The following is a 22,966-nucleotide window of genomic DNA, read 5'->3' on the forward strand; positions in this document are numbered from 1 at the left end:
CTAAATTTTTTATCAGCCTAATGTAAAAGTAGAAAGTGAAACAACAATATTTAGGTAATAAAAAACCGCGCTTTCGCGCGGTTTTTTATTAAAGAGACAAATTATTTTTTGTCATCTTTTACTTCAGTGAACTCAGCATCTACAACGCCATCGTCCGCTTTCTGTTGTTGACCAGCGTCACCACCGAATGCATTCGGGTCGAAACCTTCAGCACCGCCTTGACCTTGCGCAGCTTCATAAGCGCGTTGCGTGATCGGCATGATGATGTTTTGAAGCGCTTCAGTTTTCGCTTTGATGTCTTCTACATCATTTTCTTTAGTCGAAGTTTCAAGCTCAGCGACTGCAGTTTCAATGGCAGTTTTTTCATCGCTTGTTACTTGCTCGCCTAGATCTTTCACTGCTTTTTGAGCAGAAGATACTAATGCATCCGCTTCGTTACGTGCTTTCGCAAGTTCTTCGAACTTACGGTCTTCTTCAGCATTCGCTTCAGCATCTTTGATCATTGCTTCGATTTCAGCATCAGACAAACCTGAGTTTGCTTTAATCTGGATGGATTGCTCTTTGCCAGTGCTCTTATCTTTAGCCGATACTTTTAATATACCGTCAGCGTTAATGTCGAACGATACTTCAATTTGTGGCACACCACGTGGAGCAGGTGGAATATCGCCCAATTGGAAGTTACCCAACAATTTGTTTTGCTGTGCCATTTTACGTTCACCTTGGAACACAGAAATGTCTACAGCAGGTTGGTTGTCCGCAGCAGTTGAGAACACTTGAGATTTCTTCGCAGGAATCGTGGTGTTTTTCTCAATAATTGCTGTTAACACGCCACCCATGGTTTCAATACCAAGTGTCAACGGAGTAACGTCAAGAAGAAGTACGTCAGTTTTGTCACCAGACAATACCGCACCTTGAATCGCAGCACCCATTGCTACCGCTTCGTCAGGGTTCACGTCTTTACGTGGTTCACGACCGAAGAACTCTTGTACTTTTTGTTGTACAAGTGGCATACGAGACTGACCACCCACCAAGATCACATCAGAAATCTCAGAAGTTGAAAGACCTGCATCTTTAAGTGCAATACGGCAAGGTTCGATTGTACGTTCAACCAAATCAGCCACTAAACCTTCAAGTTTTGCACGTGTCACGTTGATCACTAAGTGTTTAGGACCAGTCGCATCCGCTGTAATGTACGGTAGGTTAATTTCAGTTGCATTTGATGAAGAAAGCTCAATTTTTGCTTTCTCAGCGGCTTCTTTCAAACGTTGTAACGCAAGTGGATCATTTTTCAAGTTCACACTTTGTTCTTTCTTGAATTCTTCAACCAAGAATTCAATTAATGCGTTATCAAAGTCTTCACCACCAAGGAAGGTATCACCATTGGTTGATAACACTTCGATTTGTTGGTCGCCATCAAGGTCTGCGATTTCAATGATTGATACGTCAAAAGTACCACCACCTAAGTCGTAAACCGCGATTTTACGGTCGCCTTCTTTTTTGTCCATACCGAACGCAAGTGCAGCAGCCGTTGGTTCGTTGATGATACGTTTAACATCAAGACCTGCAATTTTACCTGCATCTTTAGTCGCTTGACGCTGCGCATCGTTAAAGTAAGCAGGAACCGTAATCACGGCTTCAGTAACCGTTTCACCTAAGTAATCTTCTGCTGTTTTCTTCATCTTTTTCAAGATTTCAGCAGAGATTTGTTGTGGTGCAAGTTTCTTGTCGTTTACTTCAACCCAAGCATCGCCATTGTCCGCTTGAATGATTTTGTAAGGGACAAGACCGATGTCCTTTTGAACTGCTTGGTCTTGGTACTTACGACCGATCAAACGTTTGATCGCGAATAATGTGTTTTTAGGATTGGTTACCGCTTGACGTTTAGCAGATTGACCCACCAAAATTTCGCCATCTTTGTACGCAATAATTGATGGAGTTGTACGAGTGCCTTCAGCGTTGTCGATAACTTTAACTTTGTCACCTTCAAGTACTGCTACGCAAGAGTTTGTAGTACCTAAATCAATACCAATGATTTTAGCCATTTGGATGCTTCCTCAAAATTATTTTTTGCAATGTTTTTGCTTGTTATTCGATATGAGAGCCGTTCAATTTTTTTCAAGTGATAATCAAGAAAAAATTTTACAAACTCTCGAATTTATAGAGTTTATGCGCCAACCATGACCATTGCTGGACGAAGCAAACGACCATTTAAGGTATAACCTTTTTGTAATACCGTTCCGATCTCGTTGGCTTTCGCATTTGGATCAATCCCGACTGCTTGATGCAAGTCCGCATTGAAACCATTTGCTGTATCAACTGCGACCACACCAAATTTTTCCAGTGCAGTCAGTAACGATTTCAACGTCAGTTCCACACCTTCAAACATTGGTGTTTTTTCCTCACCCGATGCGCTAAGGGCACGTTCTAAATTATCCACTGAGTCCAGTAACTCTTTTGCGAATTTTTCGAGAACGGTGTCTTTATGCTTCTCTGATTCACGTTGAATACGCTCTACACTTTTTTGTGCTTCGTATACAGCATTTGCAGTGCGGGCTTTTTCAAGTTTTAAACTTTCTTCCAGATTAGTGATCTGGGCTTGTAAATCTTCAACTGAAACTTCAGCTTGCTCCGTTTCAGCTTGAGTTTGTGCTGTTTGTTGATCAGCTTGCTCTTGCCCTAGATCTTGAGCTTGTTCGTTTTGCTCAGCCGCCATAGATTTACTCCGTTTAAATGGGTTCTTAAACATGTACAGTCCTTTTGGCTTCAGTGCTAACTGGGTTAATCCTGAACTGCCATGAGTGATAAAATTCATGATTAATACAAAGGTCGGGGCAACAGCCAAAAATTCAAGCGGCTTCAGTGATTAATTCATGTATTTTTGGTAAAAAATTGCTGAAATCAGGCTTTCTAGGTGCTTATTCTGTCCGAAGGTCCATTTCCAATTCTGCTTGAGTTTTTTTATGTTGAAAAAGGCTAATCGTTACATTGAATTATTTTAATTAAATTTATCTGTTTTACTAATTTTTCGCTTGACCACATAATGAGTTCATCAGCGGTGATCATACTTTGTGGAGAGAGCAAAGTATGGTGACTGCGACCTATTTGCATAGCTTGGGGAAACTCTCCCATTTAGAGATTTAGGTTTTTGAATAGTACGTCTCCCAAAAGTACTTTATTCAGTGCAAAGGTATAATGCTGTCAGGATGATTCGAGCTTTGCGCTCAAAATTCGATTTTTAAGGCTGTGGTTTCTTTATTTTTGTATGCTTTTTCAAGCTTAATCCGCCTTGGGTTAAGCTTTTTTTTTTGCTTAAAATTTAAAAGTAACATTATTTAATCGTGTATCAGCATACAAGAGTTCTGCAATGCTGAAGAGTTGAGAGGCTCAGTATAGATTTCCTTTTGTGCTGCTAATCGAAGAGAGAAACAATGAAGAATCAGCACATTAACTTGCATTGCTGTGGAGATGTAGTGCTAAGGCGGCATTTGTGCGCAATTAATAAAAAATTGCACAAGTTGTACTCGAGTCTGCAAAAACTACAACTCAGCACGTGTGTAAAAGTTTTCAGATTTGACAAAGATAGGCAGGGCAAAGTTTGGCTTTGCTATTTTTGTATGACGTAAAAGGAAATGAAAGAATGTTAAATAAGAAAACTGCATTATTGTCTCTAGCGCTTTTAGGTTCAGCATTTGCCATTGTGGGCTGTAGCTCAAATGAAACCAGTACAGCGCCTGAGTCCGCTCAAGTGACCACTGCACCGGATGCAACAGCAACCGTTGAGGGGAGTGCTGGAGTCGAGGTTCAAGCAGATCCTGCGGCTCAGATTGAACCCATCCAATCTACACCTGCGACAACACAACAATAAAGCTTAAAAGAGAACGTTCTCTTACACTCGCTTTGTTCAAGACCTTCACCGGATGCCGTGAAGGTCTTTTTTTAGAGGGTAAATCACTAAAGCTGCTCAGCCGTGTTATTTCATCAGTCTGATGTACGATGACGATTTTCTCGTTCTTGACGTGAGTTATCCCAACCTTTGTTTTGATCGCGGCGTTGATCATCGGGATGTTGCTTACGATCGTTATGGGATTGTTTGCGTCGATCTTCAGTCCGTTGACGCTCTTGCTCGCGACGTTGGCGTTCGGCATTTTGTCGTTGCTGACGTTCAGCATCATAACGTTTACGTTCTTGGTTTAATCGCTCTTGATCACGCTTTTTCTGTTGCCAATCGTGATGACGTTGATTGGCGATCCGTTTGCGCTCAGCTTCAATACGTTGCCGTTCTTGTTCACGGTTTTGACGTTCCCATTCAGCATGTCTTTGGCGGTTTCGGTCTGCCTCGCGACGTTCGCGCTCGATACGGTTTTGTCGTTGTTGGTATTCCCAACGTTGGCGGTCTCGTTCACGTTCATAGCGATCATGCTGGTCGTAGCGTCGATCATCATAATCATAGCGGTGGTCGTAGCGTCCGTCATAATAGCCATCCTCAGGAAAAGCCACACAGCCAACAAACAAAGTGCTGATGAGCGAGAGGAATATTATTTTTTTCTCTGTACACGACAAATTTCACAGAACCCTTATCCTATCAGGATTCTGCCTTCTTAAAATTGCCAAAATTTCCTTAAACTCTTCTTTTTTCCCAAAACCAATTAAACGCTGAATCGCCATTTGAACATAGTCTAAACCATAGCGAAATAAACTCATTGAGAGTCGTCCATGCTTCTTTATTTTTATCGCTTTTTTTTGATCATGTTGCCATTCACCCGTTAAGTAACACCAACAGAAGCTTATAGCTAACACCGCAATCAATTTTTTCACTCGTCTAGGGTCTGTCAAGCGCGTATTTTCAAGATTAAACCCGCGTCCTTTGAGACAACTGAATAAGGTTTCAATTTCCCAGCGTAATGCATAATCCTGAATAGCATTGGCATTAAACTGAGGAGAAACGACGAGTAAAAGCTCTCCATTTTCTAACTGTAGTGCACTTATATATAGTTTCACCCGACCAACCAAAATCCGTCGTTTACGACATTCAATTTGACCAACTTTAAGATGGCGAAATAAATCACTAATTTTATGATTCTTTCCTAAATGATTGGTGACAATGAAGTTTTTTTAACACGAATGCAGAAGTTGATGTCTTGTTCAATTAACCATGTAAACCACTGCTCACCGATAAACTCTCTGTCTGCGAACACATTCACAATACGGTCTTTACCAAAAATGGCTATAAAGCGTTGAATCAAAGCAATACGCTCTTTCGTATCTGAATTTCCACGTTTATTAAGCAATGTCCAAAGGATAGGTATCGCTATTCCACGATAAACGATTGCGAGCATCAGGATATTAATATTTCGTTTTCCCCATTTCCAATTGGTTCTATCTAAAGTCAGTTGCACTTGGTCGAATGAAAACATATTGAAAATCAACTGAGAAATTTGACGATAATCAAAATACTGACCTGCAAAGAAGCGCTGCATACGTCGATAAAATGATTGTGGTAAGCACTTGATGGGCAAGGCTTTAGATGCAGAAGAAAGATTACATGTTTGCTTTAAAATAATCACAAGCATGATGAGCGCAAAGCACTTTAAATGTGACTTGTTCCATTTTAGAGATTTGTTTAAGATAAGATATAACTCATTGAGATGTGTCATAGTATTCGTCGTTAGAAAACAATTATTGTGACATTATTTCAATGAGTTATCTATTTTTGTCGTGTACAGAGTATTTTTTTAGTCATGGCATGTCTCCTTCATAAAACGGAGTAGCAAAACACTCCTAAATCGGCATAAAAATTGTCAATGACAAGCTCTTAAAAGAAGATTAGCGTATAGGGCGTATTGCTATGTATCTTGATGTGAAGACTTATATAAGAGAATGGTCACATAAGTGATGATCATGTAGAGAATATGAAGAACGATAAAAGGATATTATTGATATGGGCGTGTTGAATCAAACTTTACAACAATGGATGGAACAAGGCCAAGGCACTGCGGCACGTATGATTGATCGCTTACCGACAGTAGCACAAGAAGGCCTGGTGAAAGCACTAGGTTATCCTCACCAGTTTGAACAACTGGACCCCTTTATTAAATGCTTAATGGCGGCTCAATATAAGCAAGGCAAATCGGGCTTTATTTTTGAAGACTACCACCGTTCGCGTAAATTGTTTGATCATCAAATTCAAATGTTGACCGCCAAACCCAGCACGGTAAAACAAGTGGAGGATTTACGTCTACCTTTACAAAGTGGAACTGTGTTTGCGCGGCATTATCATCCTGCACCGAATAAGAAACTTCCGATGCTGGTGTTTTATCATGGCGGCGGCTTCGTGGTCGGCAGTCTCGACAGTCATGATGAAGTCTGTCGCTTACTGGCGATCCATGCCAAAGTGCAGGTGCTCAGTATTGATTATCCTTTGGCGCCAGAAGTTGGCCCGAATTTATTAATTCAATCTTGTGAAGATGCTTTGGCTTGGGTCTATCAAAACCGTCGTCAGTTCAAAATTTTGAAAAATCGAATTGCGGTGGCTGGCGATAGTGCCGGTGGTAATATCAGTGCCGTGGTGGCGCAGCGAACTGCTGCAAAAGCTTATGCGCCAAGTGCACAACTGTTAATTTACCCCGTGGTCGATTTCAAAAGTCGCCATCCATCGTTCTTTGCTTATAAAGATGGACTGACCTTAACGGGGCAAGATGTCGATAGGGTGACGTCATTGTATGCTGAACAACATCAAGTAGCTCTGGATGATCCTATTGTTTCGCCAACCTATGGCGTATTAAAAAGTGTCGCCCCCGCTTTTGTCATCACCGCAGGTCATGATTTATTGCATGATGAAGGTGAAATTTATGCCATTAAATTAAAGCAACAGGGCAATAAGGTTTATTATCAGAATTATCTAGATCAACCGCATGGCTTTGTGAACTTCACCATCATTTCTCGTCGAGCAAAAAAAATCACCATAGAAATGGCAAAGAACTTTAGAAAATTTTGGGATAAGAATGCCAAATAAAAAAGCATGAATTTTCAAAAGAATGTTTCACGTGGAACATTCTTTTTTATTTAGAGCGGATTTTGGCTTCTGGAAAAACGAGCTGAAAGCTCGGGACATAAAAACTTTGTAGAGCCTTGGCTTGGCCAAAGTCTGGAAAGAGAGTGGTATGGTTTTGCCATTCAAATTTTTTCAGCTTCATTAGCTTTGCGCGGAACTGGGGAGAAAACTCATAACGTTGACCTTGCCATGCTTGCTGTATTTTGAGCATAGAACGTGGAATGTGATGACTATTAATATAAAACGGACGTGCCTTTTTACATTGGGTGAGTGTTAAACACAGCGTTTGGTTTTGAGTACTAAGCTGGCATTGTGTAGTTTCATTCTGCGTATGCCAGTCAAACTGAGCGAACTCTTTCGGAATGCCCCAAAGTTGTTGACCATGTTCAACTGAAATCTGTGTAGACACATAAATTTTAGGAATCGAGCTTAATCGCCGTTTGCTCAGTAAAGGGTGGTCGAGCAAAAGCAGTTCATCATAAGGTCCAACAGGGGATTGATGATAACGCACCAACATGACTTGAACCACACGACCAATCGGGGACGGGGCGATACGAAACGCTTTATATTGTCGGATAAATTGCGGACTGATCCAATAATTCAAAATAAAGGCTTCACCTTGTAAATGCCAAGGTGGAAATTGACTCAATTGAGACAGGGCTAAAGCTTCATTCATCGTTATTCTCGTTTTCTTAGAAGAAGTAGTGTTTTATTTATCCATTGGAGCGTAAAACCTCGGGGTTTAGCCCATAGGTATCTACACATCTTTAGGTACTTAATGCAATTGTTGCGATTTCATTCAGTTCATCTATTGAATATTCTGAGAGCAGTTGAAGAGTGTTCAGTAAAATCGAAAGTCCTGCTAATATCGCAGGTGCACTTTCCAACCTACCTCTCTTCTGCTGTCGGCCTGAAAGACGGGTCAGAAATATACGAATTTTTTGATTTTGTTCATCTTCAGAACGCTGTATTCGCCAAGTCAGCACACACGCCATACTGCTGATCAGGAGCCGTCTTAAAATCGCTGCAGGTGTGGTTTGAAGCCATGATTCAACGTCATGGCCTGCCTGCTTGATAAGCTTGAAATAGCACTCAATTGTCCAGCGCCAGTAATACCAGGTGGTTAATTCAACCGCATCAATCTCTGAAGAAACATTGCTGATCAGCGACCATCTCGCGACTGTTTTACCTTGAGCATCTTTCACCACAGCAACAATTAATCTGGCTGTAACTGCCTTGCCTGGCTGGGGAGCAACCCGTTGGCCTAAATCATCTTTTCTCTTCGGTTTTGCTGCACGCGTTATCCGAATATCGGTTTCTCCAACATGCAGCATATGCCTGTTTCCTTTATAAGCAATCGGCTTAACTTGCTGAGTTACTACTTTTTCTGCGACTTCTGCAACTTTGTAGGTTTCCCCTTGATGCTCAATCCGATGGCTTTCTTTGGCCCGAATCAACCATTTGAAACCATGGCTGCTGATTTCCCTCAAGTGGGCAATCGAGTCTCCTTCACGGTCAATGATATGGACTTTTGTTTTCTCAATCGGATACTGTTCAATCGTTTTGATTTGTTCTGCGAGTGAGTCCAAATGGGACTTGCGCTCGCTGTATTGTTCACTGAATGTGGAATAACAGCCGGATGCATCTGTTAGCGTCTGAGCTAATGGCGCAATTGGGAGCCCTGATGACGCATCGACAAGTAAACTGCTTTGCAATTCATAGCCTGAATTCGCCTCTGTTCTTTGAAGACGCCGAACCTTATGACTGTGCTTCACATACTGCAGTTGAGACCAGTCATGAACGATTAATGCATACTGATGCGGTGATGTCTTGATCTGTTCGCATGCAAGAAGCTTAATCGGCTGGTTTAATTGACTAAAAGAGATTTTATTATTATTCAGGAATCGCCAAACAGCCTGTGTAGTTGAGAAACTCGACTTTTGGGTAGAGGCCAGGTCTTTGATTGCGGGAGCAAGTGAAGCAAGAGGATTCATATTGAGTTTTACAAGGCTGTTATAACGTTTGACAAGACGCTGATCCAGACCAGAGATGTTAAATTGAAGAGCATGCTCTTCAATTTAACGCAAAGCTCGGAAATTGTGTAGATACCTATGCCTTTAGGTCGCGGAGGATGTCAAACTGAACGATTAATATACCGAAATCTAATAACATCTGAATGCTGTGAGTAAAGAAATGTTAAAGAAGAGTTTAGTTGCAGTGGCGGCTACATGTATGAGTATGGCGGTCATGGCAAATAACACGATTGTTGAAATGAAAACATCAATGGGCAACATCGAAATTGAACTGTTTAATGATAAAGCACCTATCTCAGCAAAAAACTTTGAAGACTATACGAAAGCTAAGTTTTATAACGGCACGATCTTTCATCGCGTCATTCCGGGTTTCATGGTACAAGGCGGGGGTATGACTGCGGACCTTGTAGAAAAGCCAACTCGACCAGCCATTCAAAATGAATCAAGCAATGGTCTATCTAATAAACGTGGCACTTTGGCGATGGCACGAACCAACCTACCGCATTCTGCAACCAGTCAGTTCTTTATTAATGTGGTGGATAATAACTTTCTAGATAGAAGTACCAATAACGCAGGTTATGCGGTTTTTGGTCAGGTCACTAAAGGTATGGATGTGGTGGATAAGATCACTAAAGTACCGACAGGACGTGCAGGGCCACATCAAGATGTACCGAAACAACCTGTTAAAATTCTCAGTGTGAATATTAAAGCAGCAGCAGTGCAAAAGTAATGAAAAAAGAGAGCAGAAATATTAAATTTATATTTCTGCTTTAAAATTATTAGGTTAGGTGTGTGACTGCATGTTTTTGAACCTTTTTAGTGCATAAAAATACAACACCCGATAAAACAACCAGTTAAAAGCACTTGCAAAGCTTTAGAAATCCTCTAGAATGCACCCCATACCGACGAGATAGACGGAAACGAACGAAGCACGAAGTGCTGAGTTGTTAAGTATATTGAGTCCAGCTTCTAGCACTGACGAGGTGTTAGAAAGATCATTAAGAGATTATGAAGAACAACTTGTGTGGATTTTTACTGATTGATCGATCGAAAATATTTCATTGATTGATGGTAAGAATTACTCGAAGTTTATTTGAGAAATATTTGTCAGAAAATTGATGAGCCAAGATTTGTAGCCATAAGCTACTAATGATTTTTAACTGAAGAGTTTGATCATGGCTCAGATTGAACGCTGGCGGCAGGCTTAACACATGCAAGTCGAGCGGGGAAGTATAGCTTGCTATACGACCTAGCGGCGGACGGGTGAGTAATGCTTAGGAATCTGCCTATTAGTGGGGGACAACATTCCGAAAGGAATGCTAATACCGCATACGCCCTACGGGGGAAAGCAGGGGATCTTCGGACCTTGCGCTAATAGATGAGCCTAAGTCAGATTAGCTAGTTGGTGGGGTAAAGGCCTACCAAGGCGACGATCTGTAGCGGGTCTGAGAGGATGATCCGCCACACTGGGACTGAGACACGGCCCAGACTCCTACGGGAGGCAGCAGTGGGGAATATTGGACAATGGGCGAAAGCCTGATCCAGCCATGCCGCGTGTGTGAAGAAGGCCTTTTGGTTGTAAAGCACTTTAAGCGAGGAGGAGGCTACTTAGATTAATACTCTAGGATAGTGGACGTTACTCGCAGAATAAGCACCGGCTAACTCTGTGCCAGCAGCCGCGGTAATACAGAGGGTGCGAGCGTTAATCGGATTTACTGGGCGTAAAGCGTGCGTAGGCGGCTTTTTAAGTCGGATGTGAAATCCCTGAGCTTAACTTAGGAATTGCATTCGATACTGGGAAGCTAGAGTATGGGAGAGGATGGTAGAATTCCAGGTGTAGCGGTGAAATGCGTAGAGATCTGGAGGAATACCGATGGCGAAGGCAGCCATCTGGCCTAATACTGACGCTGAGGTACGAAAGCATGGGGAGCAAACAGGATTAGATACCCTGGTAGTCCATGCCGTAAACGATGTCTACTAGCCGTTGGGGCCTTTGAGGCTTTAGTGGCGCAGCTAACGCGATAAGTAGACCGCCTGGGGAGTACGGTCGCAAGACTAAAACTCAAATGAATTGACGGGGGCCCGCACAAGCGGTGGAGCATGTGGTTTAATTCGATGCAACGCGAAGAACCTTACCTGGTCTTGACATAGTAAGAACTTTCCAGAGATGGATTGGTGCCTTCGGGAACTTACATACAGGTGCTGCATGGCTGTCGTCAGCTCGTGTCGTGAGATGTTGGGTTAAGTCCCGCAACGAGCGCAACCCTTTTCCTTATTTGCCAGCGGGTTAAGCCGGGAACTTTAAGGATACTGCCAGTGACAAACTGGAGGAAGGCGGGGACGACGTCAAGTCATCATGGCCCTTACGACCAGGGCTACACACGTGCTACAATGGTCGGTACAAAGGGTTGCTACCTAGCGATAGGATGCTAATCTCAAAAAGCCGATCGTAGTCCGGATTGGAGTCTGCAACTCGACTCCATGAAGTCGGAATCGCTAGTAATCGCGGATCAGAATGCCGCGGTGAATACGTTCCCGGGCCTTGTACACACCGCCCGTCACACCATGGGAATTTGTTGCACCAGAAGTAGGTAGTCTAACCGCAAGGAGGACGCTTACCACGGTGTGGCCGATGACTGGGGTGAAGTCGTAACAAGGTAGCCGTAGGGGAACCTGCGGCTGGATCACCTCCTTAACGAAAGATTGACGATTGGTAAGAATCCACAACAAGTTGTTCTTCATGACGATGTATCTGAGGGTCTGTAGCTCAGTTGGTTAGAGCACACGCTTGATAAGCGTGGGGTCACAAGTTCAAGTCTTGTCAGACCCACCAAATCTGACTAACAAGCATTGTTAAATGCTGAATACAGAAAAACAGAGACATTGACTTATTGATAAGCTGGGGACTTAGCTTAGTTGGTAGAGCGCCTGCTTTGCACGCAGGAGGTCAGGAGTTCGACTCTCCTAGTCTCCACCAAATTTCAAGACAAGAAAAGCATGCTTTTCCTTGAAATTTAAGCAAGAAGCTATGCTTCGCGCAGATAGGTTGGATTACAGAAATTAGTAAGTAGATAACTTATTAACTTCTGTGATTTATCACAGTTTCCTGACCTGACGAAGGCTGGAAAAATCATTAACAGAATATATTTGAGTTGAAATAATTTGTTCATACTCGTTTTTAAGATCGACATTAACAGTGATTTATTACTGATTGATGAAGGTTGAAGAAATGAGTTACTAGCGAAATTAACTGAATCAAGCGTTTTGGTATGTGAATTGAATTGAAGCTGTACAGTGTTTAAGTACACAGAGCAACAAACTGTAAGGAAGTGATGAGAAATCATCATAGACTGTCTTAATCCTACTTGTAGGGATTAACGACTGTTTGGGGTTGTATAGTCAAGTAATTAAGTGCATGTGGTGGATGCCTTGGCAGTCAGAGGCGATGAAAGACGTAATAGCCTGCGATAAGCTCCGGGGAGGCGGCAAATATCCTGTGATCCGGAGATTTCTGAATGGGGAAACCCACCTGTCATAAGGCAGGTATCGTATGATGAATACATAGTCATACGAGGCGAACGAGGGGAAGTGAAACATCTCAGTACCCTTAGGAAAAGAAATCAATTGAGATTCCCTCAGTAGCGGCGAGCGAACGGGGAAAAGCCCATTAAGTCATATAAGTTCTAGTGGAATGCTCTGGGAAGTGCAACCATAGTGGGTGATAGTCCTGTACACGAAAGGGCTTATATGATGATGTCGAGTAGGGCGGGGCACGTGAAACCTTGTCTGAATATGGGGGGACCATCCTCCAAGGCTAAATACTCCTGACTGACCGATAGTGAACCAGTACCGTGAGGGAAAGGCGAAAAGAACCCCTGTGAGGGGAGTGAAATAGATCCTGAAACCGCATGCATACAAGCAGTGGGAGCCGACATGTTCGGTGACTGCGTACCTTTTGTATAATGGGTCAGCGACTTACATTCAGTAGCAAGGTTAACCGCATAGGGGAGCCGTAGAGAAATCGAGTCTTAATAGGGCGTTTAGTTGCTGGGTGTAGACCCGAAACCGGGTGATCTATCCATGAGCAGGTTGAAGGTTGGGTAACACTAACTGGAGGACCGAACCCACTGTCGTTGAAAAGCCAGGGGATGACTTGTGGATAGGGGTGAAAGGCTAATCAAACTCGGTGATAGCTGGTTCTCCCCGAAAGCTATTTAGGTAGCGCCTCGGACGAATACCATTGGGGGTAGAGCACTGTTTCGGCTAGGGGGTCATCCCGACTTACCAAACCGATGCAAACTCCGAATACCAATGAGTACTATCCGGGAGACAGACTGCGGGTGCTAACGTCCGTAGTCAAGAGGAAAACAATCCAGACCGCCAGCTAAGGCCCCAAAATTATAGTTAAGTGGGAAACGATGTGGGAAGGCATAGACAGCTAGGAGGTTGGCTTAGAAGCAGCCACCCTTTAAAGAAAGCGTAATAGCTCACTAGTCGAGTCGGCCTGCGCGGAAGATGTAACGGGGCTAAAACTATATGCCGAAGCTGCGGATTTGCAATTTATTGCAAGTGGTAGGGGAGCGTTCTGTAAGCCGATGAAGGTGTATTGAGAAGTATGCTGGAGGTATCAGAAGTGCGAATGCTGACGTGAGTAACGACAATGCGAGTGAAAAACTCGCACGCTGAAAGACCAAGGGTTCCAGTCCAACGTTAATCGGGGCTGGGTGAGTCGACCCCTAAGGCGAGGCCGAGAGGCGTAGTCGATGGGAAATTGGTTAATATTCCAATACTTCTATGTAATGCGATGAGAGGACGGAGAAGGTTAAGTCAGCCTGGCGTTGGTTGTCCAGGTGGAAGGTTGTAGGCATGTATCTTAGGCAAATCCGGGGTACTGTATGCTGAGAACTGATAGCAAGCTGTACTTGTACAGTGAAGTGGCTGATACCATGCTTCCAGGAAAAGTCTCTAAGCTTCAGTTACATAGGAATCGTACCCGAAACCGACACAGGTGGTCAGGTCGAGTAGACCAAAGCGCTTGAGAGAACTCTGCTGAAGGAACTAGGCAAAATGGTACCGTAACTTCGGGAGAAGGTACGCTGCCGACGGTGATAGGATTTACTCCTTGAGCTATTGGCAGCCACAGAAACCAGGCCCCTGCAACTGTTTATTAAAAACATAGCACTCTGCAAACACGAAAGTGGACGTATAGGGTGTGATGCCTGCCCGGTGCTGGAAGGTTAATTGATGGGGTTAGCGTAAGCGAAGCTCTTGATCGAAGCCCCAGTAAACGGCGGCCGTAACTATAACGGTCCTAAGGTAGCGAAATTCCTTGTCGGGTAAGTTCCGACCTGCACGAATGGCATAATGATGGGGGCGCTGTCTCCAGCAGAGACTCAGTGAAATCGAATTCGCCGTGAAGATGCGGTGTACCCGCGGCTAGACGGAAAGACCCCGTGAACCTTTACTGCAGCTTGACATTGAACTTTGATCTTACTTGTGTAGGATAGGTGGGAGGCTTTGAAACCGAGACGCTAGTTTCGGTGGAGCCAATCTTGAAATACCACCCTGGTAATATTGAGGTTCTAACTCTGTCCCGTTATCCGGGACGAGGACCATGTCTGGTGGGTAGTTTGACTGGGGCGGTCTCCTCCTAAAGAGTAACGGAGGAGTACGAAGGTGCGCTCAGCGTGGTCGGAAATCACGCGTAGAGTATAAAGGCAAAAGCGCGCTTAACTGCGAGACCCACAAGTCGAGCAGGTACGAAAGTAGGTCTTAGTGATCCGGTGGTTCTGTATGGAAGGGCCATCGCTCAACGGATAAAAGGTACTCTGGGGATAACAGGCTGATACCGCCCAAGAGTTCATATCGACGGCGGTGTTTGGCACCTCGATGTCGGCTCATCTCATCCTGGGGCTGAAGCAGGTCCCAAGGGTATGGCTGTTCGCCATTTAAAGAGGTACGCGAGCTGGGTTTAGAACGTCGTGAGACAGTTCGGTCCCTATCTACCGTGGGCGTTGGAAATTTGAGAGGATCTGCTCCTAGTACGAGAGGACCAGAGTGGACGAACCTCTGGTGTACCGGTTGTGACGCCAGTCGCATCGCCGGGTAGCTATGTTCGGAAGGGATAACCGCTGAAAGCATCTAAGCGGGAAGCCTACCTCAAGATAAGATTTCCCTAGGACTTTATGTCCTCTAAAGAGCCGTTGAAGACTACGACGTTGATAGGTTGGATGTGGAAGCATAGTGATATGTGAAGCTGACCAATACTAATTGCTCGTGAGGCTTGACTATACAACACCCAAACAGTTGGTGTTGTGGTTCAAATCACTGCAAACAACTTGATTTAGTTATAAAGCTAGATACAATATCCAACTCAAATATACCTGTTAATAACTCATTTGATGAAAGTTAGGCACGAAGAGCACTGCTCTGAGGTTAGACCCAACGAATAGTCATAAACAGTTGTGCTGGCGACAATAGCAAGAGTGAACCACCTGATCCCTTCCCGAACTCAGAAGTGAAACCTCTTAGCGCTGATGGTAGTGTGGAGTTATCCATGTGAGAGTAAGTCATCGCCAGCTCATTAATTCTAAATCCCCCTCCGCTTAAAGCAGAGGGGGATTTTTTTATGATGAAAATATTAAATAATAAAGAAAAAGCGAAATATTAAGTGGGAAAGAAGAGAATTAGAGCGGAGAATACACGCTAAATTATACAAAAATACATTTATATAAATTAAAATTATGTGAAACATCTATTATTTATCAAAGAATTTGATGTAGTGCAAATTATTTTTCGTCATTTTCATACAACTTTAGTCTAATTTTTTCAAAAAAAGCCGTTTCAATCGTTTTATTTATAGACAAAAACTGAATTATGATTCATTTTATGTAAAAGTGAATTTTAATTCATTTTTTATAATAAAGCTCACAATTGGAGGTGAGGGAAAAATGACAGCGACAAGAATGAATGTAAATGCTGTAATCGATCAGGCTAAGTTTAAGCCTTTTCATTTAACGGTTGTTTTGTGGTGCTTATTCGTCGTCTTGTTTGACGGTTATGATTTAGCAATTAACGGTGTGGCTTTACCGCTTTTAATGAAAGAGTGGGGCATGACGGCCGTTCAAGCGGGAATGTTAGCCAGTACTGCCTTAGCAGGCATGATGTTTGGTGCAATGTTATTTGGAATGCTGGCTGATAAAATTGGCCGTAAAAAAGTCATTATTATCTGTGTTACGTTGTTCAGTGGATTCACTTTTGCGGGTGGCTTCGCATCAAACCCGACTGAATTTGGTATTTTACGCTTTATTGCGGGTCTTGGAATTGGTGGTGTATTACCGAACTTGGTCGCTTTAACTTCGGAATATGCGCCGCAGAAGTTTCGTAGCACCTTGGTGACCGCGATGTTTAGTGGCTATGCGATGGGCGGGATTATGGCAGCACTGCTAGGTGTTGCGTTTACACCGACCTTCGGCTGGAAGATCATGTTTTTCATTGCGGGTATTCCATTACTATTTATTCCAATTTTATGGAAATTCTTACCTGAATCAGTCACTTTTTTAGTGAAAGACCAGCAAACAGAAAAGGCACGCAGCATTATTCAACGTCTGGTACCTGAAGAGACTGTAACTTCAGATACTGTTCTAGTGCTGAACGAAGCGAAAGTCCCTGATGCATCTGTCGCTGCCTTGTTTAAAAATGGCCGTGGTATGGGTACAGTTTTATTTTGGTGCTGCTTCTTCATGTGCTTATTGATGGTTTATGCCCTAGGAAGCTGGTTACCAAAACTGATGATGGCTGCGGGTTATTCGATGGGCAGCAGTTTAATGTTCCTCCTTTCCTTGAACATTGGTGCGGTGATTGGCACTGCTGGTGGTGGTGTGCTTGCGGATCGTTTCCACTTGAAACCTGTCATTATTAGCATGTTGACTGTCGGGGCATTTGCATTGGTGGGTTTAGGCTTTAATTCACCACAACCTGTAATTTATTTATTGGTTGCACTTGCAGGAGCTGCTTCAATCGGTTGTAGTATTTTACTATATAGCTATGTGGCGCAATATTATCCATTGGCTGTTCGTTCAACTGGGTTGGGTTGGGCATCAGGAATTGGCCGTGTGGGTGCAATCGTGGGTCCAATTGTCATTGGTGTATTGTTGGGCATGGAATTACCACATAAGTTGAATTTTATTGCTGTGGCAATTCCTGCGGTACTTGCTGCGATAGCAGTTTCTTTTATCCGTTTAAATAGTGCTGAAGAAGCAGTTAAAACTCAGGTGAAAGTTTCAAGTTCAATCAAAGCATCTTCTTAGTTAAATCTTAAATAAATAAAAGGCTCTCGTTGTGAGGGCCTTTATTTTTTTCAAAATAGATGTACCGTTGGATGGTATTTGATCGTGTTTGAAGGAGAGTGCTATGCTAAAGGCAGCTTTAAATAGGGCAGTACAATAACAATGATTAAGCAGCAGAAAAAACTCGAACCTGAGCAAAGTGAACGTTTATTCAACATCCTAGAACAGCGTTTTCAGCAGTACACTGAACGTCATATGCAAATTAGTTGGGCATTTGTCCGAGAAAAACTTTTTCAGTCTCCGGAAAAATTATACGTCTTACAACAAATGGAAATGAGTAGAGGTGAGCCTGATGTCGTGGTTTTACCGAATACACAAGATGTGTATTTTTTTGATTGTTCGATTGAGTCACCGAAGGGGCGACGGAGCATGTGTTATGACCGAGAGGCACTATTGAGTCGCAAGGATCATCCGCCTGAAAATACAGTGCTCGATTGGGTACAGGCGTATGGCTTAAGCTTAGTGACGGAACAACAGTATTATCTTTTACAGCAGATCTTTAATTTTGACTTGAAAACATCCAGTTGGGTTGAGACTCTAGCTGAATTACGTCAGCAAGGCGGGGCAATTTTTTGTGATCAGCGCTATGGTCGTACGTTTACCTATCATAATGGCGCTGCTTCGTACTATGCGAGTCGAGGATTTCGGACTTATATTCAGCTTTAACTGTGGAATAGAGATAAAAAGAAACCCCGACATCCTGTCGAGGTTTCTTTGTATTTCAGTGTTTAGATACAACTTCTGTCATATCTCACATCCTGATGCTCAAACTGATTATTGTTGTTTTAAGTTTGGGAAACGTCCTGTTTCCTGATGATTTAAATATACATGGCGATGGCTGTTGTTCATACAGCATTTTAACCACGCTATTTGTAAGCCTAAGCTGACAAAAGTGAATGGCTTATAATTTTTGCTTAGTGCTTTAGATCAGCATCTTTTAAATAGTCTGATGAATGCTGGATTGATCTAGTGAAACTGATGATGTTCTACGCAATGACTGGTTTTGATGGTTCTCTTTTAAATATAGAGCATCACTGATATAGCGCAGTTGAAAATATGACTGCGCTGTAAATACAGAACAAGATTAAAAAGCCGTATTTATGCATGTGATGTTCATCAGAAAGATGATCAATCTTTCTAGATGGAGTGAATATTTGAATAAAAATGTGAAAAGTAATGTTTTTATGCAGGAGATTGATAGCTTTAGCGTCTTTTAGATTGATTTTTTTAGTAGGTTGAGTATCGATGCAGGATCTTGAAATTTTATGAAGGAAAATAGGCGCAATAAATCATTCCAAAAAGTTTGTTAATTTATAACTAATTTTGTACAATAAATAAGCTGATTAATTGAACGGTTGAATCAGCACACATTATAAAAATGGAATATTTGAAGCAGAAATTACAGAATATTTTTATAAAAGTGAGTATTGTTGAACCATATAAAAGGGAAGTTTAATCGGCACACTTTAACCAAGGTTTTGTGAAAACTCCTCTGTTTGTCATTTAGAACCTTGCACCCAAAAGGTCGAAGCTAAATCAAACACTCAAGATTAATATTAAATGGTTCTTTTCTATTGCGAGATAACCAAATAAAAAGCAATTAAAAGGGACCTAGGTTTAGGTGTTTTATGTCAGGAACTCGTGAAAACTGGACATCACGATCTGGTTTTATTATTGCAGCTGTAGGTTCGGCTGTAGGTTTAGGTAATATTTGGCGTTTCCCTTATGTTGCTTATGAAAATGGTGGCGGTGCCTTTCTTATTCCTTATTTATTGGCGTTAATTACCGCTGGTTTACCTCTGTTATTTTTAGATTATGCAACGGGACATCGTAGTTCGGGGTCACCACCTAAAGCCTATCGGGCTTTGTTTAAAGGCGGTGAAACGCTGGGTTGGTGGCAAGTCTGTGTGTGTATCATCATTGGTTTGTACTATGCCAGCGTACTGACGTGGGCGGGAAGCTATGTTTACTTCTCGATTGGTCAGACTTGGGGCAGTGACCCTGAAAGTTTCTTCTTTAATACCTACTTACAAACTTCGAAAGCAACAGGTTTCGATTTACAGTTTGTAAGCCATTTATTTTGGCCAATCGTGGGAATTTGGGCACTGACCTTAATTATTCTGTTTGGCGGGGTTAAAAAAGGTGTTGAATTATCGAATAAGATTTTCATGCCTTTGCTATTCATTTTATTCACCATTTTAGTGGTGCAATCACTTCGTTTACCAGGTGCAGCAGAAGGCTTAAATGCATTCTTTACGCCGAACTGGTCTGCGATGATGGACTATAAAGTGTGGCTGGCGGCGTATGGTCATACCTTCTTCTCGCTTTCTGTGGGTTTCGGGATCATGGTGACTTATGCATCTTACTTAAAGCCAAAGACCAATTTGACAGGCTCAGGTTTAATCGTTGGTTTTGCCAATGCTTCAACTGAAATCTTGGCGGGTATTGGTATTTTTGCTGCATTGGGCTTTATGGCGCATGCCGCAGGCAAAGAAGTTCAAGATGTGGTGAGTGGTGGTATCGGTTTGGCATTTATTGCTTTCCCGAAAATCATTTCAAGTCTTGGTGCAGGTGCTGATTTATTCGGTCTATTGTTCTTCTCATCATTATTTGTTGCCGGTATTTCTTCCATGGTCAGTATCTTGGAAGTGCCGATTGCAGCAATGCAGGATAAGTTAAAATGGAGCCGTAAAAAAGCAGTTACCATTATTGGTGGTGGTAGTGCACTGGTTTCAGTGATCTTATTCTCAAGTGTGAATGCGATTAAATTGGTAGATATCGTGGATCACTTTATCAATAACATTGGCATTGTGGGTGGCGCGCTTGTTTCTATTCTTTGTATTACTTGGTTTAAGCGTTCAGCATTGATTGAGTTGCGTGATCACGTAAACCGTATTTCCACAATTCAACTCGGTAAGGGTTGGGCATTTACCTTGACCGTGATTACTTCACTCGTGTTATTAACGACGTTGAGCATGACGTTATTTAATTTGGTGAAAAATGGTTACGATACCTATAGCATGAGTCTGCAAGGGCTATTTGGTTGGGGCAGTGTGATTTTCTGTGCTGTCCTCGCAATCGTACTCAGCAAAGTTAAAGATCGCTAGGAGAAAAAAATGAATACTTCAGCAATCGTAATGATGGTGATTTCAATGTTGTTTGTTTGGGGTGGACTTGTATTGTCTATTCTTCACTTGATGAAAAATCCAGAAGAGCTCGATGATGTTCTTGAAGAAGTGAAAGACCAGCATACGTTGTAATACTGGATGAAAAAGGCAATTCATTGATTTCATTTGTAATCAGTGAATGATAAAAAACCGAGTGAATGTCACTCGGTTTTTTATGGACTTTTAACAGGTTTAAGTAAGAATTAGACGGCTTTAAGAGAGCTGTAGCACTGACCGGCTTTGTTGCACAAACCTAGCCTATAAGGTTTATTCAGTCCTATAATTTCAAAATGATCAAATCTTTATTTAGACTCTCTTTACGCATGGTCACAGGTTTTGTTCAAAGTCTGATTAAACTTTGTGGATTAAATTGGACCGCACCAGATTACAGTACGCTTTGTCGAAGACAAAAACATATTGATATTGCGATTAGCTATCAAAAAAGTAGTGATGGGCTACATCTACTCGTCGACTCAACTGGCTTAAAGTTTCTAGGTGAAGGTGAGTGGAAACGTAAGAAACATGGACCTGAATATCGTCGCCAATGGCGTAAGCTTCATATTGGCATCGATGCTGAAACCTTGCAAATACGTGCAGTACAGCTTACTACAAATAATGTGAGCGATTCGCAAGTACTCGGTGATTTACTTGCTCAAATTCCCTTAGATGAACGAATTGATTCGGTCTATACCGATGGTGCTTATGACACGAAGCACTGCAGACAAGTCATTCTAGATCGAGATGCACATGCGCTCATTCCGCCAAGAAAAAATGCAAAACCATGGAAAGATCAGAAATTGAGATCTTTAGAGCGGAATGAGTTACTGAAAACAGTTAAACGTTTAGGAAGAACGCTTTGGAAAAAATGGTCTGGTTATCATCGTCGAAGTTTAGTTGAAACCAAGATGCATTGCATCAAACTATTAGGTGATAAATTAACAGCAAGGAGTTTTTCTAGTCAGGTGAATGAGATTCATGCACGCATAGCCGTATTGAACAAATTTACAGAATTAGGTCGTCCTCATACCCAAGTTGTCACTTGAATTCTGTTCAAATGAGCAGAGTGTTATCTTTTAAATCTTTGTGCAACAAAGCCCCTCTATTCTGGTACCAGTGATACGCGTGGCTTGCGATTACAAAAAGTCCGGATCTTGGTATCGGGTTTAAATAATGCTGAGGGCACTTATAATATCTCAAATTTAAAATTGGGTAATTTTTCAGTCATAGATAGAACTTCACTTATCCATTGGAGCGTAAAACCTCGGGGTTTAGCCCATAGGTATCTACACAATTTCCGAGCTTTGCGTTAAATTGAAGAGCATGCTCTTCAATTTAACATCTCTGGTCTGGATCAGCGTCTTGTCAAACGTTATAACAGCCTTGTAAAACTCAATATGAATCCTCTTGCTTCACTTGCTCCCGCAATCAAAGACCTGGCCTCTACCCAAAAGTCGAGTTTCTCAACTACACAGGCTGTTTGGCGATTCCTGAATAATAATAAAATCTCTTTTAGTCAATTAAACCAGCCGGTGGTGTTTTAAAAAGTATGCTGACATTAAATGAAGCCATTATTGATGTAAAAGAAGGTTAAGTCGAAGGCTTTAAAATGGTTTTCAAGCTTTTTGGAGAAATTGCAACTTCTTCTAAAACCACGCCTTATTCGATGCCTTATTTTGCAATTATTACCTTCAATTCCTACAGTAAAAAACTTACCAATACTTTGCTTGCAGTTTTTAAAAGCAGTGATGAAACTGTCCCAATGATCACTTGCAATTCGGGTGTAGTGAATACCTAATTGTTTAAGCTTTGTCTTCAACCTTTGGACTGTAGCTAAATCTCTCTTACCCCAAACATAAGCAACAATCTCACCTGTTTCTCGATGGTAGGCGTAAATAAGCCATTGTTTATTATTTTTATTTCCAACAAAAGTCCAGAATTCATCTACTTCGAGAGATTCATAATGACTTTGTTTAGGCTGAATTTGATAGGCCGATTCAGTTAAAGTCCGTAAGACTTTACCGATACTAATGCGCTCAACTTCAGCGATATCTCGTATACCGCTGCCTCTGACCATTAACTGTAATATTTTACGAGTAATGCCAGAATTACATCCTAGATAGCTCAGAGCATGGTCACCAATAAACTGACGTTTGCAGTCTTTGCATTGGTAGTTTTGTTTCCCATCTACTTTGATGCCATTTTTCTTTATACTGTCACTGAGGCAGGTTGGACATTTGATTTCTAGAGTTATTTGCATTTCTCTATTTTATCAAAATTCAACCTGCTTTTTTTTAGCATACTTTTTGATACACCACCAAAAATACTTACTGCATCACTTCAAAGTATAAGTTTAGGAAAATTTGGACC

14 protein-coding genes, 2 tRNA genes, 3 rRNA genes and 1 pseudogene are annotated in these 22,966 nt (G+C 42.1%); 13 read left to right on the forward strand and 7 right to left on the reverse strand.

Features of this window, described 5'->3' with window-relative positions; translation table 11 throughout:
- Positions 1–101 precede the first annotated feature (101 nt).
- Together dnaK and grpE are read right to left on the reverse strand one after the other, a co-directional pair.
- Entirely contained in the window at positions 102–2,042 is a 1,941-nt protein-coding gene (gene dnaK / locus AC4CUZ_RS03770; RefSeq protein WP_004697401.1) for a molecular chaperone DnaK, read from the reverse strand.
- Between the two features lie 122 nt (positions 2,043–2,164).
- The gene (gene grpE, locus AC4CUZ_RS03775) at positions 2,165–2,713 is read right to left on the reverse strand and encodes a nucleotide exchange factor GrpE (protein ID WP_004697399.1); all 549 of its coding nucleotides are present in this window, start codon (positions 2,711–2,713) and stop codon (positions 2,165–2,167) included.
- Between the two features lie 924 nt (positions 2,714–3,637).
- On the opposite strand from grpE, the gene AC4CUZ_RS03780 reads away from it, so the two are divergent.
- Positions 3,638–3,865, forward strand: a complete 228-nt coding sequence (locus AC4CUZ_RS03780; protein WP_004697397.1) for a hypothetical protein — start codon at positions 3,638–3,640, stop codon at positions 3,863–3,865.
- A gap of 113 nt (positions 3,866–3,978) precedes the next feature.
- Here the strand turns inward: AC4CUZ_RS03780 and AC4CUZ_RS03785 are convergent, their stop codons facing one another.
- Both AC4CUZ_RS03785 and AC4CUZ_RS03790 read right to left on the reverse strand, forming a co-directional pair.
- A complete protein-coding gene (locus AC4CUZ_RS03785) occupies positions 3,979–4,497 on the reverse strand; it encodes a hypothetical protein (protein WP_490747269.1) in 519 nt (172 codons plus the stop codon).
- Positions 4,498–4,563: 66 nt separating this feature from the next.
- A protein-coding gene (locus AC4CUZ_RS03790) for an IS4-like element ISAba1 family transposase (protein ID WP_085947913.1) occupies positions 4,564–5,654 on the reverse strand; the annotation gives its coding sequence in 2 pieces (ribosomal slippage) (positions 4,564–5,114 and positions 5,114–5,654; 1,092 coding nt in all).
- 284 nt (positions 5,655–5,938) lie between these two features.
- On the opposite strand from AC4CUZ_RS03790, the gene AC4CUZ_RS03795 reads away from it, so the two are divergent.
- On the forward strand, positions 5,939–7,012 hold the full coding sequence (locus AC4CUZ_RS03795) for an alpha/beta hydrolase (protein ID WP_490747272.1): 1,074 nt from the start codon (positions 5,939–5,941) through the stop codon (positions 7,010–7,012).
- A 46-nt stretch (positions 7,013–7,058) separates the two neighbouring features.
- Here AC4CUZ_RS03795 and AC4CUZ_RS03800 read toward each other — a convergent pair whose 3' ends face one another.
- Both AC4CUZ_RS03800 and AC4CUZ_RS03805 read right to left on the reverse strand, forming a co-directional pair.
- Positions 7,059–7,727, reverse strand: coding sequence for an acetoacetate decarboxylase family protein (locus AC4CUZ_RS03800; protein WP_224467928.1), 669 nt, complete (start codon positions 7,725–7,727; stop codon positions 7,059–7,061).
- A 91-nt stretch (positions 7,728–7,818) separates the two neighbouring features.
- Positions 7,819–9,045 (reverse strand): transposase, encoded by a 1,227-nt coding sequence (locus AC4CUZ_RS03805; protein WP_490747273.1) that lies wholly within the window; start codon positions 9,043–9,045, stop codon positions 7,819–7,821.
- A gap of 199 nt (positions 9,046–9,244) precedes the next feature.
- Here AC4CUZ_RS03805 and AC4CUZ_RS03810 point away from each other — a divergent pair, with 199 nt between their 5' ends.
- From AC4CUZ_RS03810 to AC4CUZ_RS03860, 11 genes and pseudogenes are all read left to right on the forward strand, one after another.
- Complete coding sequence (locus AC4CUZ_RS03810; protein WP_005402030.1) at positions 9,245–9,814, forward strand: peptidylprolyl isomerase; 570 nt, start codon at positions 9,245–9,247, stop codon at positions 9,812–9,814.
- Between the two features lie 427 nt (positions 9,815–10,241).
- Positions 10,242–11,779: ribosomal RNA gene (locus tag AC4CUZ_RS03815) — 16S ribosomal RNA — on the forward strand.
- A 61-nt stretch (positions 11,780–11,840) separates the two neighbouring features.
- A tRNA-Ile gene (locus AC4CUZ_RS03820) sits at positions 11,841–11,917 on the forward strand.
- A gap of 68 nt (positions 11,918–11,985) precedes the next feature.
- Positions 11,986–12,061 (forward strand) — tRNA-Ala (locus AC4CUZ_RS03825).
- A gap of 420 nt (positions 12,062–12,481) precedes the next feature.
- A 23S ribosomal RNA gene (locus tag AC4CUZ_RS03830) occupies positions 12,482–15,375 on the forward strand.
- 175 nt (positions 15,376–15,550) lie between these two features.
- A 5S ribosomal RNA gene (gene rrf, locus AC4CUZ_RS03835) occupies positions 15,551–15,665 on the forward strand.
- The 16S, 23S and 5S rRNA genes sit together here with 2 tRNA genes alongside, the layout of an rRNA operon.
- Positions 15,666–16,034: 369 nt before the next feature.
- Entirely contained in the window at positions 16,035–17,393 is a 1,359-nt protein-coding gene (locus AC4CUZ_RS03840; protein ID WP_078425160.1) for an MFS transporter, read from the forward strand.
- A gap of 141 nt (positions 17,394–17,534) precedes the next feature.
- Positions 17,535–18,098 (forward strand): DUF4256 domain-containing protein, encoded by a 564-nt coding sequence (locus tag AC4CUZ_RS03845; RefSeq protein ID WP_490747275.1) that lies wholly within the window; start codon positions 17,535–17,537, stop codon positions 18,096–18,098.
- Between the two features lie 962 nt (positions 18,099–19,060).
- A complete protein-coding gene (locus tag AC4CUZ_RS03850) occupies positions 19,061–20,539 on the forward strand; it encodes a sodium-dependent transporter (RefSeq protein ID WP_178929020.1) in 1,479 nt (492 codons plus the stop codon).
- Positions 20,540–20,548: 9 nt separating this feature from the next.
- Positions 20,549–20,692 (forward strand): methionine/alanine import family NSS transporter small subunit, encoded by a 144-nt coding sequence (locus AC4CUZ_RS03855; RefSeq protein WP_004691882.1) that lies wholly within the window; start codon positions 20,549–20,551, stop codon positions 20,690–20,692.
- 197 nt (positions 20,693–20,889) lie between these two features.
- Positions 20,890–21,642 (forward strand): annotated as a pseudogene (locus AC4CUZ_RS03860) (IS5-like element ISAha2 family transposase); the annotation flags it as partial.
- Positions 21,643–22,154: 512 nt separating this feature from the next.
- Here the strand turns inward: AC4CUZ_RS03860 and AC4CUZ_RS03865 are convergent.
- On the reverse strand, positions 22,155–22,856 hold the full coding sequence (locus tag AC4CUZ_RS03865; protein WP_004282344.1) for an IS1 family transposase: 702 nt from the start codon (positions 22,854–22,856) through the stop codon (positions 22,155–22,157).
- Positions 22,857–22,966: the final 110 nt, after the last annotated feature.

This window comes from Acinetobacter sp. 789_lipA, from assembly GCF_058242845.1.

Excerpts from the sequence above, each read along its gene's own strand:
- AC4CUZ_RS03805 (WP_490747273.1), bottom strand. The coding sequence starts at position 9,045 with ATGAATCCTCTTGCTTCACTTGCTCCCGCAATCAAAGACCTGGCCTCT.
- dnaK (WP_004697401.1), bottom strand. The coding sequence starts at position 2,042 with ATGGCTAAAATCATTGGTATTGATTTAGGTACTACAAACTCTTGCGTA.
- AC4CUZ_RS03780 (WP_004697397.1), top strand. The coding sequence starts at position 3,638 with ATGTTAAATAAGAAAACTGCATTATTGTCTCTAGCGCTTTTAGGTTCA.
- AC4CUZ_RS03855 (WP_004691882.1), top strand. The coding sequence starts at position 20,549 with ATGAATACTTCAGCAATCGTAATGATGGTGATTTCAATGTTGTTTGTT.
- AC4CUZ_RS03850 (WP_178929020.1), top strand. The coding sequence starts at position 19,061 with ATGTCAGGAACTCGTGAAAACTGGACATCACGATCTGGTTTTATTATT.
- AC4CUZ_RS03840 (WP_078425160.1), top strand. The coding sequence starts at position 16,035 with ATGACAGCGACAAGAATGAATGTAAATGCTGTAATCGATCAGGCTAAG.
- AC4CUZ_RS03810 (WP_005402030.1), top strand. The coding sequence starts at position 9,245 with ATGTTAAAGAAGAGTTTAGTTGCAGTGGCGGCTACATGTATGAGTATG.
- AC4CUZ_RS03845 (WP_490747275.1), top strand. The coding sequence starts at position 17,535 with ATGATTAAGCAGCAGAAAAAACTCGAACCTGAGCAAAGTGAACGTTTA.
- AC4CUZ_RS03865 (WP_004282344.1), bottom strand. The coding sequence starts at position 22,856 with ATGCAAATAACTCTAGAAATCAAATGTCCAACCTGCCTCAGTGACAGT.
- grpE (WP_004697399.1), bottom strand. The coding sequence starts at position 2,713 with ATGGCGGCTGAGCAAAACGAACAAGCTCAAGATCTAGGGCAAGAGCAA.
- AC4CUZ_RS03795 (WP_490747272.1), top strand. The coding sequence starts at position 5,939 with ATGGGCGTGTTGAATCAAACTTTACAACAATGGATGGAACAAGGCCAA.
- AC4CUZ_RS03800 (WP_224467928.1), bottom strand. The coding sequence starts at position 7,727 with ATGAATGAAGCTTTAGCCCTGTCTCAATTGAGTCAATTTCCACCTTGG.